Below are 18,039 nucleotides of genomic sequence, written 5' to 3' on the forward strand. Positions count from 1 at the left end.
CGCGTCGCTTCGCCCGACTCCGAATAGGGCAGCAGCCGGCGCTCGATCTCGTCGAGATAGGTGGACATATAGTCGAAGGATGCCCCTTCTTCGCCCCGGATGCTGATAAAGAAGCTGCCCCGGTCTTCGCGTGGGACATATTCCTCGTCGATATTCTGGAAGAGCAGGACGGCGCCACCAAAGATACCGCACAGCATGATCGCCACAAGGATGGGGCGGTGAATCAATCGGTCGAGAATCCAGCCATAGCCGGATTTGAGTGCAGAAAATGCACTGTTAATGGCATAAGGAATGACTCGAAGGATGCCGGTCGTCGCTTTTGGCTTGAGCAGCTTGGATGCCAGCATCGGCACGAGCGTGAGCGACAATATGCTTGAGAATGCGACGGCTGCGGCCATGGTCAGCGCGAATTCCGTGAACAGCCGCCCGACATTTCCCTCGAGAAACGTGATCGGGATGAAGACCGAGATCAGGACCAGCGTCGTCGCGATGACCGCAAAGCCGACCTGGCGCGTGCCGCGATAAGACGCGACGAGCGGGGACTCGCCCAGCTCGTCCATACGGCGGTGGATGTTCTCAAGCACGACGATCGCGTCATCCACGACGAGGCCAATCGCCAGAACGAGCGCCAGCAGGGTCAATAGATTGATCGAGAGCCCGAGAGCGAAGAGGACGATGAACGTCGAGATAATCGAGATCGGGACTGTAATGGCCGGAATGATGGTCGAGCGCACGCTTCCGAGAAAGAGGAAGATCACGAGCGTCACCAGCCCGACCGCGATGAAGAGCGTATTGTAGACCTCTCGAATGGAGGCGTCGATAAACACGGACGAGTCGAAACTCTGCGCGATTTCCATGCCTTCCGGCAGCGTCTCGTTCAACTCGGCGGCCAGTTCGCGCGCGCCCCGCGCCACGTCGACGGTGTTCGCCGTCGATTGTTTGATGATGCCCATTCCCACCATCGGAACGCCGTTGCCACGAAAAATGTTGCGATCTTCTGCCGTGCCACGTTCCACGCGGGCGACGTCGCCGAGCCGGACCAGATAGCCATCATCGCCTTGCGCAATGACCAGGCCGGCAAAGTCTTTCGGGGTCCGGAACGCGCGTTCGATGCGGACGGTGAATGTGCGGGAATCGGACTCCAGGCTGCCTGCCGGCGCCTCGATATTCTCGCTGCGCAAGGCGCTTTCGATATCACTGACGGCGAGGTTGCGGGAGGCCAGCGCACGCCGGTCGATCCATATCCGCAAGGCGTAGTCGCGTGCCCCGCCGACCCGCACACGCGCTACACCGTCCAGCGCCGAAAACCGGTCGACCAGGAAACGGTCTGCATAGTCGGAAAGCTCCGGTGTTGTCAGGTTTTCGCTCGCCAGATTCAGCCAGATGATCACATCATCATTGGCATCCGCCTTTTCGATTTCGGGCGGGTCCGCCTCCGGCGGCAGCTGGTCGAGGACGCCCGACACCCGGTCGCGGATGTCATTGGCGGCGGCATCAATGTCCTGATCGATGCTGAATTCGATACTGATGCGAGACCGGCCATCCGTCGAATTCGAATTGATGAACCGGATACCCGACACGCCGGCAATCCGATCCTCGATGACGCGGGTGATACGGGTTTCGATCACATTCGCAGAGGCGCCGGGATAGCGTGTGTCGATCGACACGATCGGGGCGTCGATATCGGGATATTCGCGCAGCGGCAGACGGTTGTAAGCGACGAGGCCGAAAATGATCAGGATGAGCGACAGGACCGATGCGAAGACCGGACGTTTCACCGAGATGTCGGACAGCAGCATCTTCGCTATTTCGCGTTTGCTGCGGCACCATTGCCGGACGCACCCGGCAAGATGGCGGATCGGTCGCGGACAATGATTTCGGAGCCTTCGCGCACACGGATGGCCCCTTCTGTGATAATACGCTCACCCTCCTCGAGACCGGACAGGACTTCGACATTACCGCCCTGACGCAGGCCAATCTCGACCTTGCGCTGGCGCGCAATCACCCTGTCGCCATCGTTGACGGCGACAAGGACGAAATTGTCAGGCCCAAGCGGCTGGATCGCGCCCTCTGGAATGGATAGCGCTGTACGCGCATCCGCGGAAATGGTGACACGCATGAACATGCCGGCTTTGAGCGTTTTGTCAGGATTGGGCAGGATCGCGCGGACGCGCACGGAGCGCGTCACCGGATCAATGGAATTGTCGACACTGTCGATCGTGCCCGAAAAATCCATGCCGGGAAGGTCGTCTGTCGAGGCCGTCACCGCCACGCCCGGCTTGAGTGACCTGAGGAAGGTCGACGGCACCAAAAAGTCGAGTTTCATCTGACTGTCGTCCACGAGCGTCGCAACCACGTCGCCAGGCCGAACGTAGGAGCCGACACTGACCATGCGGAAGCCGAGCACACCATCGAACGGTGCCACAAGCACACGGTCTTTCTGGCGAACCTGGACGGCGCGGAGCTGGGCATTGGCATTGTCGAGATCGCGGCGGGCTGCGTCGAGCGCAGTCTGGGCGATGGCGTCCTGCTCGGCGAGCTGTATCGCGCGCTGGTACTGCCGGCGCGCCTCGTCTGAATTGGCTTCTGCTGCCTCGACAAGCGCAACCTGTTCACGCTGAGCGAGTGACAGCAATGTCTTGCCCGCCACCACGCGCTCGCCATCATCGAAATACAGTGCCGTAACGCGGTCGGCGACGTTGAGTGTCAGGTCGACACGCTCATTCGCCTTGAGCGTACCCAAGGCCTCGATCCGCATCGCGAAGTCCTGTTTTCCCACGTCGGCAACAAAGACGCTTGCCGGTCCCCGCCCCTGGGCAGATGCAGGCAGGCCCGGAATCAGGACGGCAAACACAGCGACCACCAGGCCGAGCGGCCGAAAAAGTCTCCAGGAGCTACCAGTATGTGCCATTCAGTTTCCTTGTGATGTTCAGGCTTGCGCCTCCGAACACCTGAAAATTAGACGGAAACGCCCGTTTATATAGATCCAGCCTCCGATACATCGCGATATAGGGCGCAACGTCCGGAAGCCAACACTCGTGCTTACTGCCAATTATCGCACCGAAAACCCAACAATTTCGCAACAATAACGAAAAATTGACCCGCTCTGGCCGTGCGTCAGGCGTCCACATCGGGTTTCGAAACGTCGTCCATACCGAGTTCGGCGAGCACCTCATCTGTGTGCTGGCCGACAAGCGGGGCGGGACGGATCGGACGGCGTGTTTCGCCCCGGAAAATGACCGGCGGCTGGGTTTCCCAATAGTCGCCCTCCGTTGGATGGGTGCGTTTCTGGAAGTAGCCGACCGCCTGGAGGTGGGGGTCGTCGCGCAATTCGCTGATGTCATTCACGCGTGCAGCCGGAATATCGGCGGCCGTGAAAGCATCCAGCCAGAACTGCGTGGGTTTGACAGTGAGATAGGCCTGAACGCGTTCCATCATGTAAGGCATGTTGTGATACCGGCCCCGGCGATCATTGAGGCGCGCGTCCTGCAGTTCCTCCGGCGCTTCCAGCACGTCGAACAAGCGGACCCAGCGTGCGTCGACATAGGGTGCAATCGTTATCCAGCCGTCGGCCGTCTGGAGCGGCTGGCGGGACGGATCGACCTGACGCTGATAGCAGACCGGGCCATTGGGCGGATCGAAAGTCTCGCCATAGAGATGTTCTTCCAGCAGGAAGTGCGTCACACATTCAAACATCGGGACCTCGACATGGACCGCTTCACCGGTGCGGTCGCGTTGGCGCAAGGCCGCCAGCGTCGCGTAGACCGCATGCAGGCCGGACACTTTGTCAGCGATCGCCATTGGCAGGAATCGCGGTGCCGGGTTGCCATCGACCCGTGGCAGGAGGCTCGCCGTCCCTGACAAGCCCTGGATCAGGTCATCGTACGCAGGCCGGCCCGCATAAGGGCCCTCGGAGCCGAACCCGGTGCAGTGGACATAGACGATGTCAGGCTTGATCGCCTTGACCTCGTCATAGGTCAGGCCAATCCGGGCGACGGCGTCTTCGCGGACATTGTGAATAAAAACATCGCTCTGCTGGATCAGTTTTGTGATCGCGGCCCTGCCCGCGTCCGACTTCAGGTCCCAGACCACCGAGCGCTTGCCACGATTGATCGTGAGGTGGCACGGGCCCATGCTGCGCGTGTTCACGGGCTTGCCGACATTCCGGAAGTCGTCTCCAGCCGCTGGTTCCACCTTCACGACTTCAGCGCCCATATCGGCCAGCGTTTGCGTGCAATATGGCCCGAAAATCACCGTCGTCATATCAGCGATGCGAATGTCGGAAAGGACGTCTGTGCCGGGCATATCGGGCTCCGTTTCATGTCTAAGGGTGGTCGCCCGCGGGGCATGCCGTCCATCTGGTACGGGGTTCGAAAACGCATATCAACGCCAATTGGCCTGGCGGGACAGTTCGCCCTGCGTCAACGAACGTCCATTCCGCAACGTCAATTGCCGGTCGGTTTTGACTTCGGATCAAACGATGCCCAAGTGGATTGATTGCAGCGTGATGGATCACGCCGCCGCCTTCAGGAGTCCATCATGACCAAGCTTTCCATTCTCGACCTGGTCCGCGTTACACAGGGCACGGATGCGCGCACAGCCATGGACAATGCGCGGGACCTGGCAGCGCACGCGGAGACCTGGGACTATAATCGTATCTGGGTCGCAGAGCATCACAACATGGCGGGTATCGCCAGCGCAGCCACATCGCTGGTCATTGCCCATATTGCGGCCGGATCAAAGAAGATCCGCGTCGGCGCCGGCGGCATCATGCTGCCCAACCATGCTCCGATCGTGATTGCGGAACAGTTCGGCACACTCGAGCGCCTGTTCCCCGGACGTATCGACCTTGGCCTCGGCCGCGCACCCGGTACCGACCAGATCACCCTTCGCGCATTGAGAACCACGGCCGAAGCGTCAGAACGGTTTCCGCAGGATGTCATGGAGCTGCAGGCCTTCCTCGGGCCCTTGCAGCCCGGCCAGCGCGTGCAAGCCGTTCCGGCGGCCGGAACGAACGTGCCGCTCTGGATTCTCGGGTCGAGCCATTTCGGCGCGATGCTGGCGGCTGAACTGGGCCTGCCCTACGCTTTCGCCTCGCATTTCGCGCCAGCGCACCTGATGTCGGCGCTGAAGATCTATCGCACCCGCTTCAAACCGTCCGAGCAGTTGCAGGAACCCTATGCGATGGTTGGCGTGAACATTATTGCTGCGGACAGTGACGCCGAGGCAAATCGGCTCGCAACCACCCAGAAGATGTCATTCGCCAACCTGCTGCGCGGCACGCGCTCGCTCAGCCAACCGCCCATAGACGATATCGACGAATACTGGACTGCAGCCGAAAAGGCACAGGCGCAAAACATGCTGGCGCGCTCGATCGTCGGGTCCCCGGATACAGTGCGCGCGGGTATCGCGGCGCTGACAGACGAGACCGGCGCCGATGAGCTCATCATTGTGTCGGATGTGTACGATCACGCATCCCGTCTGCGCTCGTTCGAACTGATCGCGTCAACGCAGAAATAAAAAGAGCAAAACCGGGAGGAAACGGGATGGGACAAAGCGATACAGACTTCACCGGCAAACGCGTGCTGATCGTCGGCGGATCCAGCGGCATTGGCAACGGCATTGCCCAGGCCTTCCGCGCGCGCGGTGCGGAGGTGCTGGTCTGGGGCACACGCGCGAACGCCAGCGACTATGATCCGGCCGATGGCAGCGACCTTGACGGGCTGGCCTACCAGCAGGTCGATGTTGGTGATCCCGACGCGATCGAGGCGGCGCATGTCGATTTCGACACGCTCGACTCGCTCGTCCTCTGCCAGGGCACAGTCGTTTACAAGCGCGGCGAGTTCGAACGCGAGGGATGGGACCGCGTCATGGCCGTCAACCTGGACAGCCTGATGCATTGTGCGCGGCGGCTGAAGCCCATGCTGGCGAAAGCCGGCGGATCGGTGATCATCGTCAGCTCCATATCGGGCTTTTCAGCCAATGTCGGCAATCCGGCCTACGCAGCCTCCAAGGCGGGAGCCATCAGCCTGACCAAGACGCTCGGCCAAGCCTGGGCGCCGGAAGGGATTCGCGTCAACGGTCTCGCGCCGGGACTGGTGGACACCAAGCTGACAAAAGTCACGACGGGGAATCCAAAACGCCTTGAAGGGGCGTTGCGGGCCATCCCAGTGGGCCGCATGGGACTACCCGCAGACATGGCAGGCGCCGCGATCTTCCTCGCGAGCCCTTTGGCCGCGTATGTCTGCGGCCAAACCCTAATTGTGGACGGCGGATTGTCGCTCTGATCCGAGGCCGTCAACAATGATATTGCCCCGGAACCGCGATCAGAACGTGCCATGTTTCAGGAAGCCAGCCTTCCAGGTCGGCATAAAAAAGCGCCCCACAAATGCGGGGCGCTTTTAATCAGGTCACAATATTTCGTGAGACTTTATTCTAGAAGTTGTAGCTGGCGCCAAAGACGATCCGACGATCCGTGAGACCCTGGAAGCACAGCAGAGCGCCCTCATTCACACACGACTGCTCAACAGGAGACTCCGTGAGGTTCACGCCCTCAATGCCGATGCTCAAATGGTCATTCACCGAATAGTTGACGCTGGCATTGAGCTGACCCCTGGCTTCTTGAACAACCGGGAAGCCCCAAGGATAGCTGGACGTACTACCGAAATCTTCCGAACGGTAGGCTGAACGCCACGTATAACGCGCCCTGGCCGAAAGACCGTATTTTTCGTAGTACAGCGTTGTGTTGTAGGAATCCTCAGACAGATCAATCTCCGTCACCGGCAGCTCAACATCTGTGGCTCCGTTGGCAGCAAAGACCGTAGCGGCTCGGGATGTCGCGTCCCATACGCCCTCACCTGGAGAAAAGCTCAGGTGGGTGTAGTTTGCCACAACACCGAATCCTGAGGCCCAACCAAGTCTGTCTTCGAACGATGACAGATCATACTGGAAGGCAACCTCAACACCTTTCTGGGTGGTCTCCCCCGGATCATTCACCAGCTGCGCTGACGGAACACATACCCCGGCAACACCCGACGTCGTCTGCAGGTTCGTAACAGGGTCTAGCGGCGCGAAAACGTTCCGTGGCGAGATGGGGTTGAAAATACCACCGCCTTCACAAGGCGCGGTAACATCACGAACCAGTTGTGTAACACCATTGGCATCCACGGTTGGTGTTTCCACCGGATTTTCCTGTTGAGATACAAACAGTCCGGTGCGCTTCTTCTGGAAAATTCCGACGCTCAACACGGCCGATGGCGCAAAGTACCATTCGGCCCCGAGATCAAAGGACTCCGTTACCTGAGGCTCCAATCCCGGATTGCCAAGATTTACAGCCGGGTTAGGGCTCGTGGTAAACGTGTACGACGTGGACAGGTCGTCGAAATCCGGGCGTCGGATATCTTTGCCCCAACTGGCGCGCAGAACCACATCGTCACGAACGTCTGCTACGAGGTTGAACCGTGGAAGGACGAAATCATAGCTGCCCTCTGTGGTCGTCGGCGTTGCCACGCCACCGAGGATCGTATTCCCCGTCGAAGAGATATCAGTTTGGATGTACCTAAGGCCTGCATTACCGCGGAACATGCCAGCACTGAAATTTGCTTGCCCATACCAGGCATGGGTCTTTTCCTCGATGTCGAAGAACGCTGCCTGGGCCGATGTTGGTTCACTGATCGGGCCGCGGGTTGAACCCGTGATCAAATTGTTTGCGGCGATAGCGGCGTTCAACGTGTCGAGCACACGTTGCGGGTCAGAGGCGACGATATCTGGGTTCATGAGAAGGAAATCGCGCACATAGAGCGCTCTTCCATCCGCCGCATTGAAGTTGTTTGGTCCCGGAGCAAGAAGGTCCGCGAACAAATCGCCCGTTGGGCTGTCTTGCAGAAGACTTAGCGAGACGTTTGAGGTGATATCGTCATTGAGGCTGGTCGTCTTGTTGAAGCGATAGCCGAAGTCAAAGGAGAAGTTCTCGTTTTCCTCGTACGTAAAATCCGCCCGGAATGCATCTTCAGAGTTCTCTGCTTTGCTTTCCGAGAGCTGCACCTGCTGAAGCGCATAGTTCGCAGGATCAAGCAAATCCGCTGCTGTCGGGGCGAAGGCTGCATCATATGCAATACCCCATGTCAGTCTGCCCCCCGTCAGATCGTACGCAAACGGCGTGCCGTTGTCGTTTGCTGTGTAAGTTGGCGATGTGGGCGCATTCGGATTGAGGAAGTTGAGCGTGGTGTTGATGCTAGGGGTCCTGGTGTCAGAATTCGCCGTCGCAAACTCAACGCGGCCTGAAAGCTTGTCACCATGGGTCCAGTCTGTACCCAATCGGAAGATTTGGCTGTCCGTAAGACGAGAGTTTGTATCGCCCGAAAGACGCAGGTTTCCGTCACTCCCGTCAGATTGAACAGGAATGATACCCCGGACCGCCGCCTGAACGCTGCCGAGATTCTGGCCATTGATGGAGCCAAAATTGACCGTTTCAAACTCATCAGGAACCGACGTGCCCGCGAGATCCGAAACGCCTGACGCTTGTACCCGCGAGCTCTGCTCCCTGCGCTCCTGATCGTTTACGATTGCATCAAAATAGAACTTCATGTTCTCAAGACCATTTGGCCTGAATTCCAACGAGCCGGAAAAATTGGTCGTTTTGGATTCGTAGTTGTCGTAGTCCTGGATCAGGAACTGAATAGGCAGAAAATCAAACGACTGGGCGTTCGCGGAACCGCCATTTGCCGCGACGAAGTTGTCGCGATCGACGCGCGGACGGAAAGCCGTCGCATCCTGTTCAGCATAGCTCAAGCTCGCCACGACCCCGAGTTCGCCAGCACTTGTCGTCCATTTGTCACCATAGGCGCCGGACAGTCGCGGTTTGATGCCATCGGTTGTCAGGCTGCTGTCTTCACCTTGAATGCGCACACTTAGCAGACGGTCGTCCAGATCAAGCGGACGAATTGTTCTCAGGTTGATGGTGCCGCCGACTGAACCTTCGATCGTTTTGGCTTCAGACGCTTTTGTAACTTCCACGGCAGCGATCATCGCTGCAGAAACGTCTTCGAAGCTGATGCCGCCACGGCCGGATCCAGAGCCTACGGTCGAGACGCCGTTGATCTCTGTACGGTTTGAGTTCGTGCCGCGGATCTGAACGCCTTTACCAACACCGGCTTCACGCGTGATCTGAACACCCGGGATATTCTCAAGAACTTCGGCGAGGTTTTGGTCCGGCAGCTTGCCGATATCTTCTGCCCGAATCACCTCGACCAAGTTGTCAGCCGCGCGTTTCTCATTGAGCGCTGTCGCGAGCGATGCCCGGATGCCAGTCACGACCACGACATCTTGCCTGGCCTCTTCCTCAACAGAGGCAGCAGGCACTGACACAGGCTCCTCTTGCGCCAAAGCCATCGTCCCCAGCGGCAATGCAACGCCAGCCAGCAAGCCGGCTCGCCAATACCCGCCAGCGCCCCGGCGGACGGAGTTCTTTTGTGTTTGATTTGGCATTCCTGTTCTCTCCCTTTGAATATCCTCTGGCTTCGTCTCGAGGCGAAGCGCTTGCATGACAGCCAACACGCAACCCATTAATGTGTCAACCGCTTTGGTCTACTTTATTTAGATAATTGGTCGGACCAATTAGGCGTTTTCGGCGCTTTGTAGCAATAATGAGACACTGCGGCCGAACCCATCGACCTTGGGCTGGCCATCACCTACCTCGCGAAGAAAATAATTGGTTGCCAAGTTGGACCGTACAGATGGCATGGCAAACAGAGATCGATGCGACCACCATGAAGACGTCGCCCAGTACCGTGAACCGAGCGTCGGTTTCGTCCGTTCGGCAAGCCGTGATGGGCGCTTGTAATTTCAGTAATGACGACTCGATCTTCGAGCATGAATGAAACCGAAGACAGTGATGCTGAAAGCGGCTTACTAGCGCCTCAGTCGTCCAAATGACGTCGTACCGGCAAGGGCGCTGACTTCGTCGACAGTGACGCAGTTCGCATCGCCTACGATGGCGTGCTTCAGGCAATTGGCCGCCGCCGCAAAGTTCGCAGTCTCCTGCGCGCTCATGCCCTGGACGAGACCGTAGATCAGACCTGCACTGAACGCGTCTCCTGTGCCAACCCGATCGATCACGTTCTGCATGTCATAGGCGCGTGAGAACACCTCGATTTCACCCTGTTGCAAGTACGCCTTCCACGCATGATGCTCAGCAGTTGTCGAAGAGCGGATTGTAATTGCAATATTCGTCAGGTTCGCAAATCGGTCTTTCAGCTTCGCGCCGAGCGTTGTCACCCACTCGTCGCTGCCATTTTCACCATCGCCGTCCATTCCGAGGCAGGCTGGGCAATCACCCCGTCCGGCGATTAGCGTATCGGCCTGCGCGACCATTGCAGGCAAAACTTCGGATGGCGCTACGCCATATGTCCACAAGCGCTCTCGATAGTTGAGGTCGATTGATATGTGCACGCCGCGATTCCTGGCTTCAGAAACACTTCGCTCCGCCAGGGCTCTGGTTGTCTCGCTGATGGCCGGGGTGATACCACTCAGGTGAAACATGTCCGCGCCGTCGAATACCGCGTCCCAATCGACGCGACTTGCGTCAAGGCATGTAAAGGCGCTGTCCGCACGGTCATAGATCACGCAGCCGGCACGGTAGTCGGCGCCTTCTTCCATAAAATAGAGCCCCATTCGGCCAGCACCGCGAAACACAAAGCGCGTGTCGACCCCTTGCGCCCGCAGCGACATCAGCGCTTGCGTGCCCAGTTCTGAATCAGGCAAGGCTGACACAAAGCGCGATTCAACTCCGAAATTAGCAAGGGACACGGCGACATTTGCTTCCGCGCCGCCATGGCAAACGTCGAGGCTGGTCGCCTGCCGCAAGCGCAATTTGCGCGGGGGCGACAAACGCATCATCAATTCACCAAGGGTTACAATGGTGGCTGTCATATCCGGACTTTCTCATCATAAGGGATTGGACCGGCGCACAGGCGTCACGGATGTGCGCCGGCCCACCCATAGCGGAAGGGAGGACTTCCGCTTACGAGAAGAACATACCACCATTGATATCGATATTCGCGCCGGTGATGTAGGCCGATTTTTCAGACGCAAGATAAACGACCGCATCGGCACAATCATCCGGATGCCCCTGGCGACGCAACGGCACTGAATTTTCGACGTTTTTCCTCACAGCATCCGGCGTGAATGTATCGTGGAATGTCGTGTCGATCATGCCCGGACAAAGCGCGTTGCAACGAATGCCGTCGGGACCAAGCTCTTTGGCCATCGACCGCGTGAACGTCATTACGGCGCCCTTTGCAACAGAGTAAGCAGCTGCACCACCGCCGCCGCCGTCACGCCCTGCCAATGAGGCAAGGTTCACGATCGAGCCGCCTTTCGGCATATTCGGAACGACCGCTTGGGTCGTCAGGAATGTCGCGTTCATATTCAAGGCCATGACGTGATTGAAGAAATCCTCGTCCATCTCTGCCAGCTTCTTTCGCGCTACCAGCCCGCCAACGTTGTTCACCAGAACATGGATATCATCTCCGAAAGCCTTGACCGCTTCGGCAACAAGCCTGTCCACGTCAGCCTTCTTCGTCATGTCCCCCTTCACAGCAATAGCCTTACCTCCAGCCGCCTTGATGGTCGCGACTGTCTCATCAGCAGCCGCCTGGTTGGAGTTGTAGTTGACGACGACATTGCAGCCTTGCTCGCCGAGCTTTACGGAGCACGACCGCCCGATGTCGCGGGAGCCACCGGTCACAATGGCTGTTTTACCTTTAAGGTCACTCATATTCTCTTCCTTCAATTTATGGATCGATAGTCGAAAGGTCAGGCCTTGTTGTTACGCGGCGATAGTGCGCGGTTTGAGCGGCCGTATTTCACCACACAGAATCCACACGCTCGCAATCGCCGTGATGGCCAGAGCAGCCCCCAGGACAAAGACCGGCGCATAATTTGCCCCCATCGTCAGCCAGGGAACCAAATAAGTCAGTCCCGCAGCTGCGAGCTTGGCGGCCATACCTGCGAACCCGGACAATGTTCCAACGGTCTTGCCTCCGTAAAAGTCACTGGGCAGAGTCTGGACGTTGCCAATGGCCGTTTGGAAGCCGAACAGAATGACAAACATCAGTCCGAGCGCCAAAGCAGGAGTCGCAGCCACCGACATCGCCAGCAGTGACGGCAGCATGATCAAACAACCCAAGGTGATTGCGAATTTGCGTGTCTTGTTGACGCTCCAACCGGCTTTCAGGCGGTTTTGCGCCAGGAGGCCGCCGAACCATGCCCCAAACATAGCGCCCACATAGGGCAACCATCCAGATACAGCGAGGTCCTTGATGTTGAAATTGTGGACTTCAAAAAGATATGTCGGGATCCAGATTATGAACAACCACCAAATTGGATCAATCGCGGCAGATGCGATGATCACACCCCAGCTCTGCTTGCGTGAAAGAAGTTCAGGCGTGGAGGGGTTATACCCACCGTCCAGATTGCCGTCTTCGTTCAAATCCTCATTAATCTGGCCACTGAGTATGTATTCACGCTCATCATCGCTCAACCATGCGTGATATTTTGGTGGTGCTTTCACGATGACCAGCCATGGCACAAGCCACAACAGGCCAACCGCGCCGACCAATATGAATATCAGCTTCCAGTCCAGGAAGATCGCCAGATAAGCAATCAACGGAATGGAAATAATACCGCCTATGGCCGCGCCTGAATTGAAGATACCTTGAGCCAAAGCGCGCTCATCAACCGGGAACCATTCGGCGTTCGCCTTGGCTGCGCCCGGCCAGTTTCCTGCTTCAGCCAATCCCAGAATCGATCTGAAGATACTGAAACTCAAAATGCCTTGGGCGAATGCATGAGCCGCCGTTGCTAACGACCAGACGCCAATAGAGAGAACGAAGCCGAGACGCGTTCCGATCCAATCGAAGATCTTCCCGAAAATTGCCTGGCCCAAGGCGTAGGAAAAAATGAAAACGACCGAGACAATGCCCAGAATATGCTTGTGGCCGTCAGCATTCATATCAGGAAACAGGTCAGGCGCGATCTGCGCAGGCCACAACACGTTCAGCGTTTGCCTATCAATGTAATTGATAACGGTAGCTAGCGCGACCAGTGTCACCACCCACCATCTGAGCCCCTTGATCTTCATGACACAAAAGCCTCCACACCGAAAAAGTCTTCCCGCGCAGGGCTGAACACATCCAGCAGGACTCCCGGCTCCAGACATACAGCGCCGTGTGCGGCCATTGACGGAACGAAGAAGCAGCCTCCGGCCTCAAGGACCTGTTTATGACCATCGACCTCGACTTCGAACTTTCCTGAAACAACATAGGACACTTGGGAATGATGATGGTGGTGCACGTCTCCCACGGCGTCACCGTCGAACCAAACCTTGGCCATCAGGATCTTGTCATCATAGCCGAGCAAGGTGCGGTAGACGCCGCCTCCAATACTTTCTGCCTCATCCCTCGGACTGCTCATGAAGAGCTTTGATTGAACGTGCATGGTCATCCTAATTTTCCCCCTTTTTTTCTTGTGCAGTATCAGCCGAGATGTGCAGTCCAACCGGACCGCTCCAGCTTATGGACTGGTCATTGAGCATTACCTGGTGGACGGCGGCCGGCGCGGTGTCGTCTGAAAACAGTATACGAATCTCGCCGCCGCTCTTCGGGGTAACGGTGTAGATTTCGGTATTGCCAGACCGGCTGATATCGAGGTTCTCGACAGAGCCGCCTGAGAAGACCGTGACTTCCTCGTCATTGTCATATCGACCATGGCGCTCATACACCGAAAGGAATGCCGCATCCTTACCCGTCGCGCGAAGGATCATGGCCTGCTCGTTACGCAAATTATTGTTGGGGTCGTTCGCGCCGAGCCTTGTAAGGAAGGCGCCGAGCGATTGGCGCGACGTGAACGTGAGCGTGTAAAACTGGTCATCAATCAAAAATGACAGGTCAGACTGCGCGCCAGCTGGAACCCCACCAGATTCGGCAGTTTTCCAGAGATGCTGGTAGCCAGCGCGAATACCGAGCGGAACAAGCTGAGCGACGGCGTATTTGAACGGCAAACTCGTCTCGATCAATTGTCCTTTGAAATGGACCGGAAGATCATAAGTGTGGGACTCGTCACTCGATCCGCGCACGACGTCGATCACGTACGAACCGCTGCCATCACGATCAACCATTGCCACCACACGCTGATATGTGACCCCGGCATAAGCGGTGCTGATTTCAGCGGCGGCGTAACTTGCGCCCGGAGTGTCATCAAATGCCAGGATTGTCGGCGTTAGCGTCTCTCCCCGCTGCCAATCGCCATCAAATTGACTGGACTGATCGACCACTAATGTGTTGTGCGCCACCGTCTGTTTCGCCCAACTCGTATTCTCCGGCAAATAGCGCCCGCCATCCTTTGGTTCGACATTCAGGAATCTTGCTGCGCCGTAATCTGCCACCACTTCATCGCCATTGTCATAATATAGCAGTCCGAGACGGTCGAAATGCCCATGACCCAGGCCCTGAGACGTTGCCTTGAAAACCAATGCGGCAGCGTCCGCTTCCGACCCCGAGCGCAATGTAATCAGCGCGCCACGGTCGCCAGCCGGTCCGTCACGCAGTTCCAGTGTTTTGTATACGAAGGGTTTTGACTTTCCGGCGGCAATGGCATCCGAAAGCTTTTTGCCTTCCGGGGTTGGAACAATGCTCTTCTGCTGCTGCGCGATACTGAGCAGGGAAACATCCCCTGTCAGATCGTAAGCTATCGCGACAGCGTAACGAAGCTCGGCTGTGTTCAGGCCCTTTTCCCGTATCGCATCATTGATCGGGAAGAACCGCCCACCATAGCTTTGCTGTATCGTTGCCGTAATGGCCTTGCGCAACACACCACCGCGATGGTCAAATATCCTGAGATCGGGGTCATGCCGTTCAATTGCCTGCGCAAACAACACAAAGGGCATAAGCGCGAAACGTTGATAATAGGGCCCCTCAGCATAGTATCCGTCGGGCGAAAAAAGTTCGTCGACCTGCTTTATGAACCCTGCTTCTCCTGACTTATCGAGGCCGTAGAGAGCCTTCTCAACATAGTCACGCTCGTCCAGCGCATAGCCCGTCATGCCGACAGCGGCCGCGGCCCATGTGCCGTGATTGTGAATGCGGTTGAACGTCTGCGGAGAACCTTCGGACAGAAAATCCGCCATCGGCCGAAAAAGCTGGCCTTCGATTTTGGCGCGCTGTTCGGCGGACAAGTCGCCTTGGATCGCATCATAGCCCTGAATGGCGTAGACGAGCCACATAGCCTCATTCAGACCCTGCCAGAACAGTCGACTCGGTGCCTCCGGATTGACTTGAGGGTGCAGGCCGAGCGACGGGTACAAGTCCGCATAATCAGAAAGGATACTCGCTGCGAAGTCGCGATATTTCGACTCTCCGGTCAGTTGATACAGCATGCCGGATTCATAGATCGTCTTGGCGTTTTGCTTGTGCTGCTCATGGGTGTAGCCGCCGCCCGCATCGACGGGGACGGGCACATCAACGCCATTCGCACGCCGCTCATCAATGGCAGCCTTCAGCTCAGAAATGGATCGATCGAATATTGTTTCGCCGGATATCGCAGCGCCGCCTGAACAGTCAGACACATCGACAGGCTCCGCGGTTGAGCAGGCCGCCAAAACACTACAAAACAGCGCCAGACCTGCCGCGCGAGCCAAGAGTTTCAAATGGGAGAAAGGTCGGTTCAACACAGTTAGCGGTTCCTCAAATCAGCGATGTTGGCAAACTCGTCTCGCGCCGCTCCATCAATGGTGTTGCTGTTGGATGTGAAGACCGGGAGCCCCGTCGTAAACGTCAGGGCGATCGGCTGTGAATCAACAACCGTGTTTCCTGTAAAACTTCCCTTCTGAATGCCATGCAGCACCATCAGGGGCTGGCTGCCATTTCCGATATTTTCGAAGCTGGATCCGGCCACATCCACATGGGGGCCGAATGTGCTTTCGTCCGTGCCGCCGCGATAGACGGTCGCCACAGGCCCACCGATATCCTTGAAGTGGCTGGCCTTGATATTCAGGAATTCCGCATTGTAGATTCCGTAATCTTCGGTCTCCTCATCGAGCTTGAAAACCGCGCCCGAAATATTCTCGAAATCCGAGTTGACGACATCGATCCGGTCAAAGAATGAGCCCTTGGCGGCCGAGACGACCGAGAAGCCCCGGTTCACATCGAAGTCCTGAATGCGAAGGTGGCTGAATGACAGAATGTGATTGCCGCTGCCGCGAGCTGCGCTGGTGCTGACAAAGCTGTTGCCCGATCCATCTGGCGCGGCCTCACCGCTCACGACAAGTCCGTCAAGCGCGAGGCTTCCATTGCCGGTCAGAACAAACAAGTGCGACCGCTCGAACGACAGGATCGCAAGATGTTGCCCGCTTGACGTGATCGTGACAGGTGTATCGACCTGAACAATCTTCGACTCGCGATATGATCCAGGCGCAAGCGTATAGTGATCGCCCGGTTCAGCCATCTTCAAGGCTGTAGACAGAACGTCGGTGCCTGGTTGCAGCTGAATATCCCGACCGCCTTCAAATGGAGACGCTTCGGAGGCCTTCGGATACCAGGACACACCCGTTTGGTCTTTTGCAACGCCATAAGCGCCCGATGCTCCAGCGCCATCAATCATCGCCAGAAAGTCGCCATCGGACGGCGTCAGATTTTGGCGAATGTCGAATCCGCTGGCAATGACCGCCGGCGGGGCCGCAGATGACACGTTCCCGGAAAAAGATATGCCACTCATGTCGTCATAAAGATTGAGCGGATTGGCGCCATCAGCGCCGACAACAATATTGCGTTTGAAAACCGAGTTTACGGGCGTGGCCGTGCGCTCGGTATCAGAGCCTTCGCCCAATTCAATCGCCGCGACGCCATCAAACGTATTGTTCTCGATCACAGCGCCAGCAACTTGATGATATCGGTTGATCGGCGAATCTGGGACGCCGTTCATGACGACAAGCGCGCCGGAGAATCGATTGCCTGTCAGGTCCTTGAAATAGTTGTTCCGGATTGTTTGCCGCGCATTGATGACTCGCACGCCGCCCGTATAAGGCGCGCCGGCGCCATCAAACAGATTGTTCTCTACCAATGTTCCATTGCCGTGACGCAGTGTCAGCGTTCCACGCGATGCATAGAATGTATTACCCCGGAAGATGTTACCGCCGGACTTGTTCGAGATGATTTCCACCTCGCCGCTGCAGCGGTCAAAGAAGTTATTCTCCACGACGGTCAGGGAATCGGTCAGCGAATAGTGGCTGGTGCCTATTCGAAATGTCTCACCGCCATTTGAGCCAAATACCGGGCGCGGACCAAAATAATTGTTCCTGATCTGATGCCTGTTTTCCTGGCTGGCTTCTGTATTCAGGCGAACCGCGAGCGTGGGACCGGCATTCAGCTTTCCCGCAAGATGGTTGAAGTCGAATGTATTGTTCTTGCCGTAAAGACCGACCCAAAGATCACGCTGCGTGCGATCAGGATTGCTGTAGCCATCGATGACCACGTTTGTGACGCGCGTGTTGTTCGCCAGATTTTCGCTATCGCGCCGAAAGCTGATGACTTCACTGCGGGGCGTATAGCCATCCTTGAACACAAGTCCCGATACAAGCAGGTGGTTTCCAGCCAGCCGAAGGCTTGATTGTCCTGACAGGATAACTTTTCCAGGTGTCTCAGCCGTCAACTGAATAGGCTGTTCCTGCGTCCCTTCAGCTTGAAAAAGCGCATCGAAATCCTGCCAGGTGCCATTGGCGAGAACGATATGATCGCCCGGCATCGCTGAAGCAACGGCATCGAAAAAGGCGTCTTGAGTCGCGACTCGTATCTCCGTGGCGTTTTCAGGTGACGACGGATAAACGGTATCGGCGCGCTTGAGAGCCTGCCCGTGACAACTGCCTAAAAGCAAAATTGCCGACGCGACTGCCAACCCTCTAAAAGTCATCGAAACCTCCCTCACCGCTTTTGCGATTTTTTCAATAGCTAACGGCGCGGATCAATATGTCAACCAATCTTCCATACC

General features: G+C 57.1%; 12 protein-coding genes. 2 read left to right on the plus strand and 10 right to left on the minus strand.

Annotated features, from left to right (window positions below; translation table 11 throughout):
* The 3 genes from AADA04_RS13540 to AADA04_RS13550 all read right to left on the minus strand — a co-directional run.
* The coding region (locus AADA04_RS13540) for an efflux RND transporter permease subunit (protein WP_340693806.1) at positions 1–1,799 on the minus strand (1,799 nt) is incomplete at its 3' end.
* A gap of 5 nt (positions 1,800–1,804) precedes the next feature.
* Positions 1,805–2,911, minus strand: a complete 1,107-nt coding sequence (locus tag AADA04_RS13545) for an efflux RND transporter periplasmic adaptor subunit (RefSeq protein ID WP_340693807.1) — start codon at positions 2,909–2,911, stop codon at positions 1,805–1,807.
* A 206-nt stretch (positions 2,912–3,117) separates the two neighbouring features.
* On the minus strand, positions 3,118–4,305 hold the full coding sequence (locus tag AADA04_RS13550) for a CoA transferase (protein ID WP_340693808.1): 1,188 nt from the start codon (positions 4,303–4,305) through the stop codon (positions 3,118–3,120).
* 234 nt (positions 4,306–4,539) lie between these two features.
* Between AADA04_RS13550 and AADA04_RS13555 the strand changes: the two genes are divergently transcribed.
* Complete coding sequence (locus tag AADA04_RS13555; protein ID WP_340693809.1) at positions 4,540–5,520, plus strand: LLM class flavin-dependent oxidoreductase; 981 nt, start codon at positions 4,540–4,542, stop codon at positions 5,518–5,520.
* A 26-nt stretch (positions 5,521–5,546) separates the two neighbouring features.
* Positions 5,547–6,287, plus strand: a complete 741-nt coding sequence (locus tag AADA04_RS13560) for an SDR family oxidoreductase (protein WP_340693810.1) — start codon at positions 5,547–5,549, stop codon at positions 6,285–6,287.
* A gap of 148 nt (positions 6,288–6,435) precedes the next feature.
* On the opposite strand, the gene AADA04_RS13565 is transcribed toward AADA04_RS13560, so the two are convergent.
* From AADA04_RS13565 to AADA04_RS13595, 7 genes are all read right to left on the minus strand, one after another.
* Positions 6,436–9,486: a TonB-dependent receptor gene (locus AADA04_RS13565; protein WP_340693811.1), complete on the minus strand. Its 3,051-nt coding sequence runs from the start codon at positions 9,484–9,486 to the stop codon at positions 6,436–6,438.
* Positions 9,487–9,909: 423 nt separating this feature from the next.
* Positions 9,910–10,929 carry a sugar kinase gene (locus AADA04_RS13570; protein ID WP_340693812.1) on the minus strand — a complete coding sequence of 340 codons (1,020 nt, stop codon included), beginning with the start codon at positions 10,927–10,929 and terminating at the stop codon, positions 9,910–9,912.
* Positions 10,930–11,020: 91 nt separating this feature from the next.
* Positions 11,021–11,776 carry a glucose 1-dehydrogenase gene (locus tag AADA04_RS13575; RefSeq protein WP_340693813.1) on the minus strand — a complete coding sequence of 252 codons (756 nt, stop codon included), beginning with the start codon at positions 11,774–11,776 and terminating at the stop codon, positions 11,021–11,023.
* A 51-nt stretch (positions 11,777–11,827) separates the two neighbouring features.
* Complete coding sequence (locus AADA04_RS13580; RefSeq protein ID WP_340693814.1) at positions 11,828–13,141, minus strand: MFS transporter; 1,314 nt, start codon at positions 13,139–13,141, stop codon at positions 11,828–11,830.
* On the minus strand, positions 13,138–13,473 hold the full coding sequence (locus AADA04_RS13585) for a cupin domain-containing protein (RefSeq protein WP_340693815.1): 336 nt from the start codon (positions 13,471–13,473) through the stop codon (positions 13,138–13,140). The genes AADA04_RS13580 and AADA04_RS13585 overlap by 4 nt, the downstream gene beginning before the upstream one ends.
* Positions 13,474–13,504: 31 nt before the next feature.
* A complete protein-coding gene (locus tag AADA04_RS13590; protein ID WP_340693816.1) occupies positions 13,505–15,622 on the minus strand; it encodes a heparinase II/III family protein in 2,118 nt (705 codons plus the stop codon).
* A 107-nt stretch (positions 15,623–15,729) separates the two neighbouring features.
* Positions 15,730–17,961, minus strand: a complete 2,232-nt coding sequence (locus tag AADA04_RS13595) for a polysaccharide lyase 6 family protein (RefSeq protein ID WP_340693817.1) — start codon at positions 17,959–17,961, stop codon at positions 15,730–15,732.
* Positions 17,962–18,039: the final 78 nt, after the last annotated feature.

It is taken from the genome of Hyphomonas sp., assembly GCF_037969335.1.
In the GTDB taxonomy this organism is placed as follows: Bacteria; Pseudomonadota; Alphaproteobacteria; order Caulobacterales; family Hyphomonadaceae; genus Hyphomonas.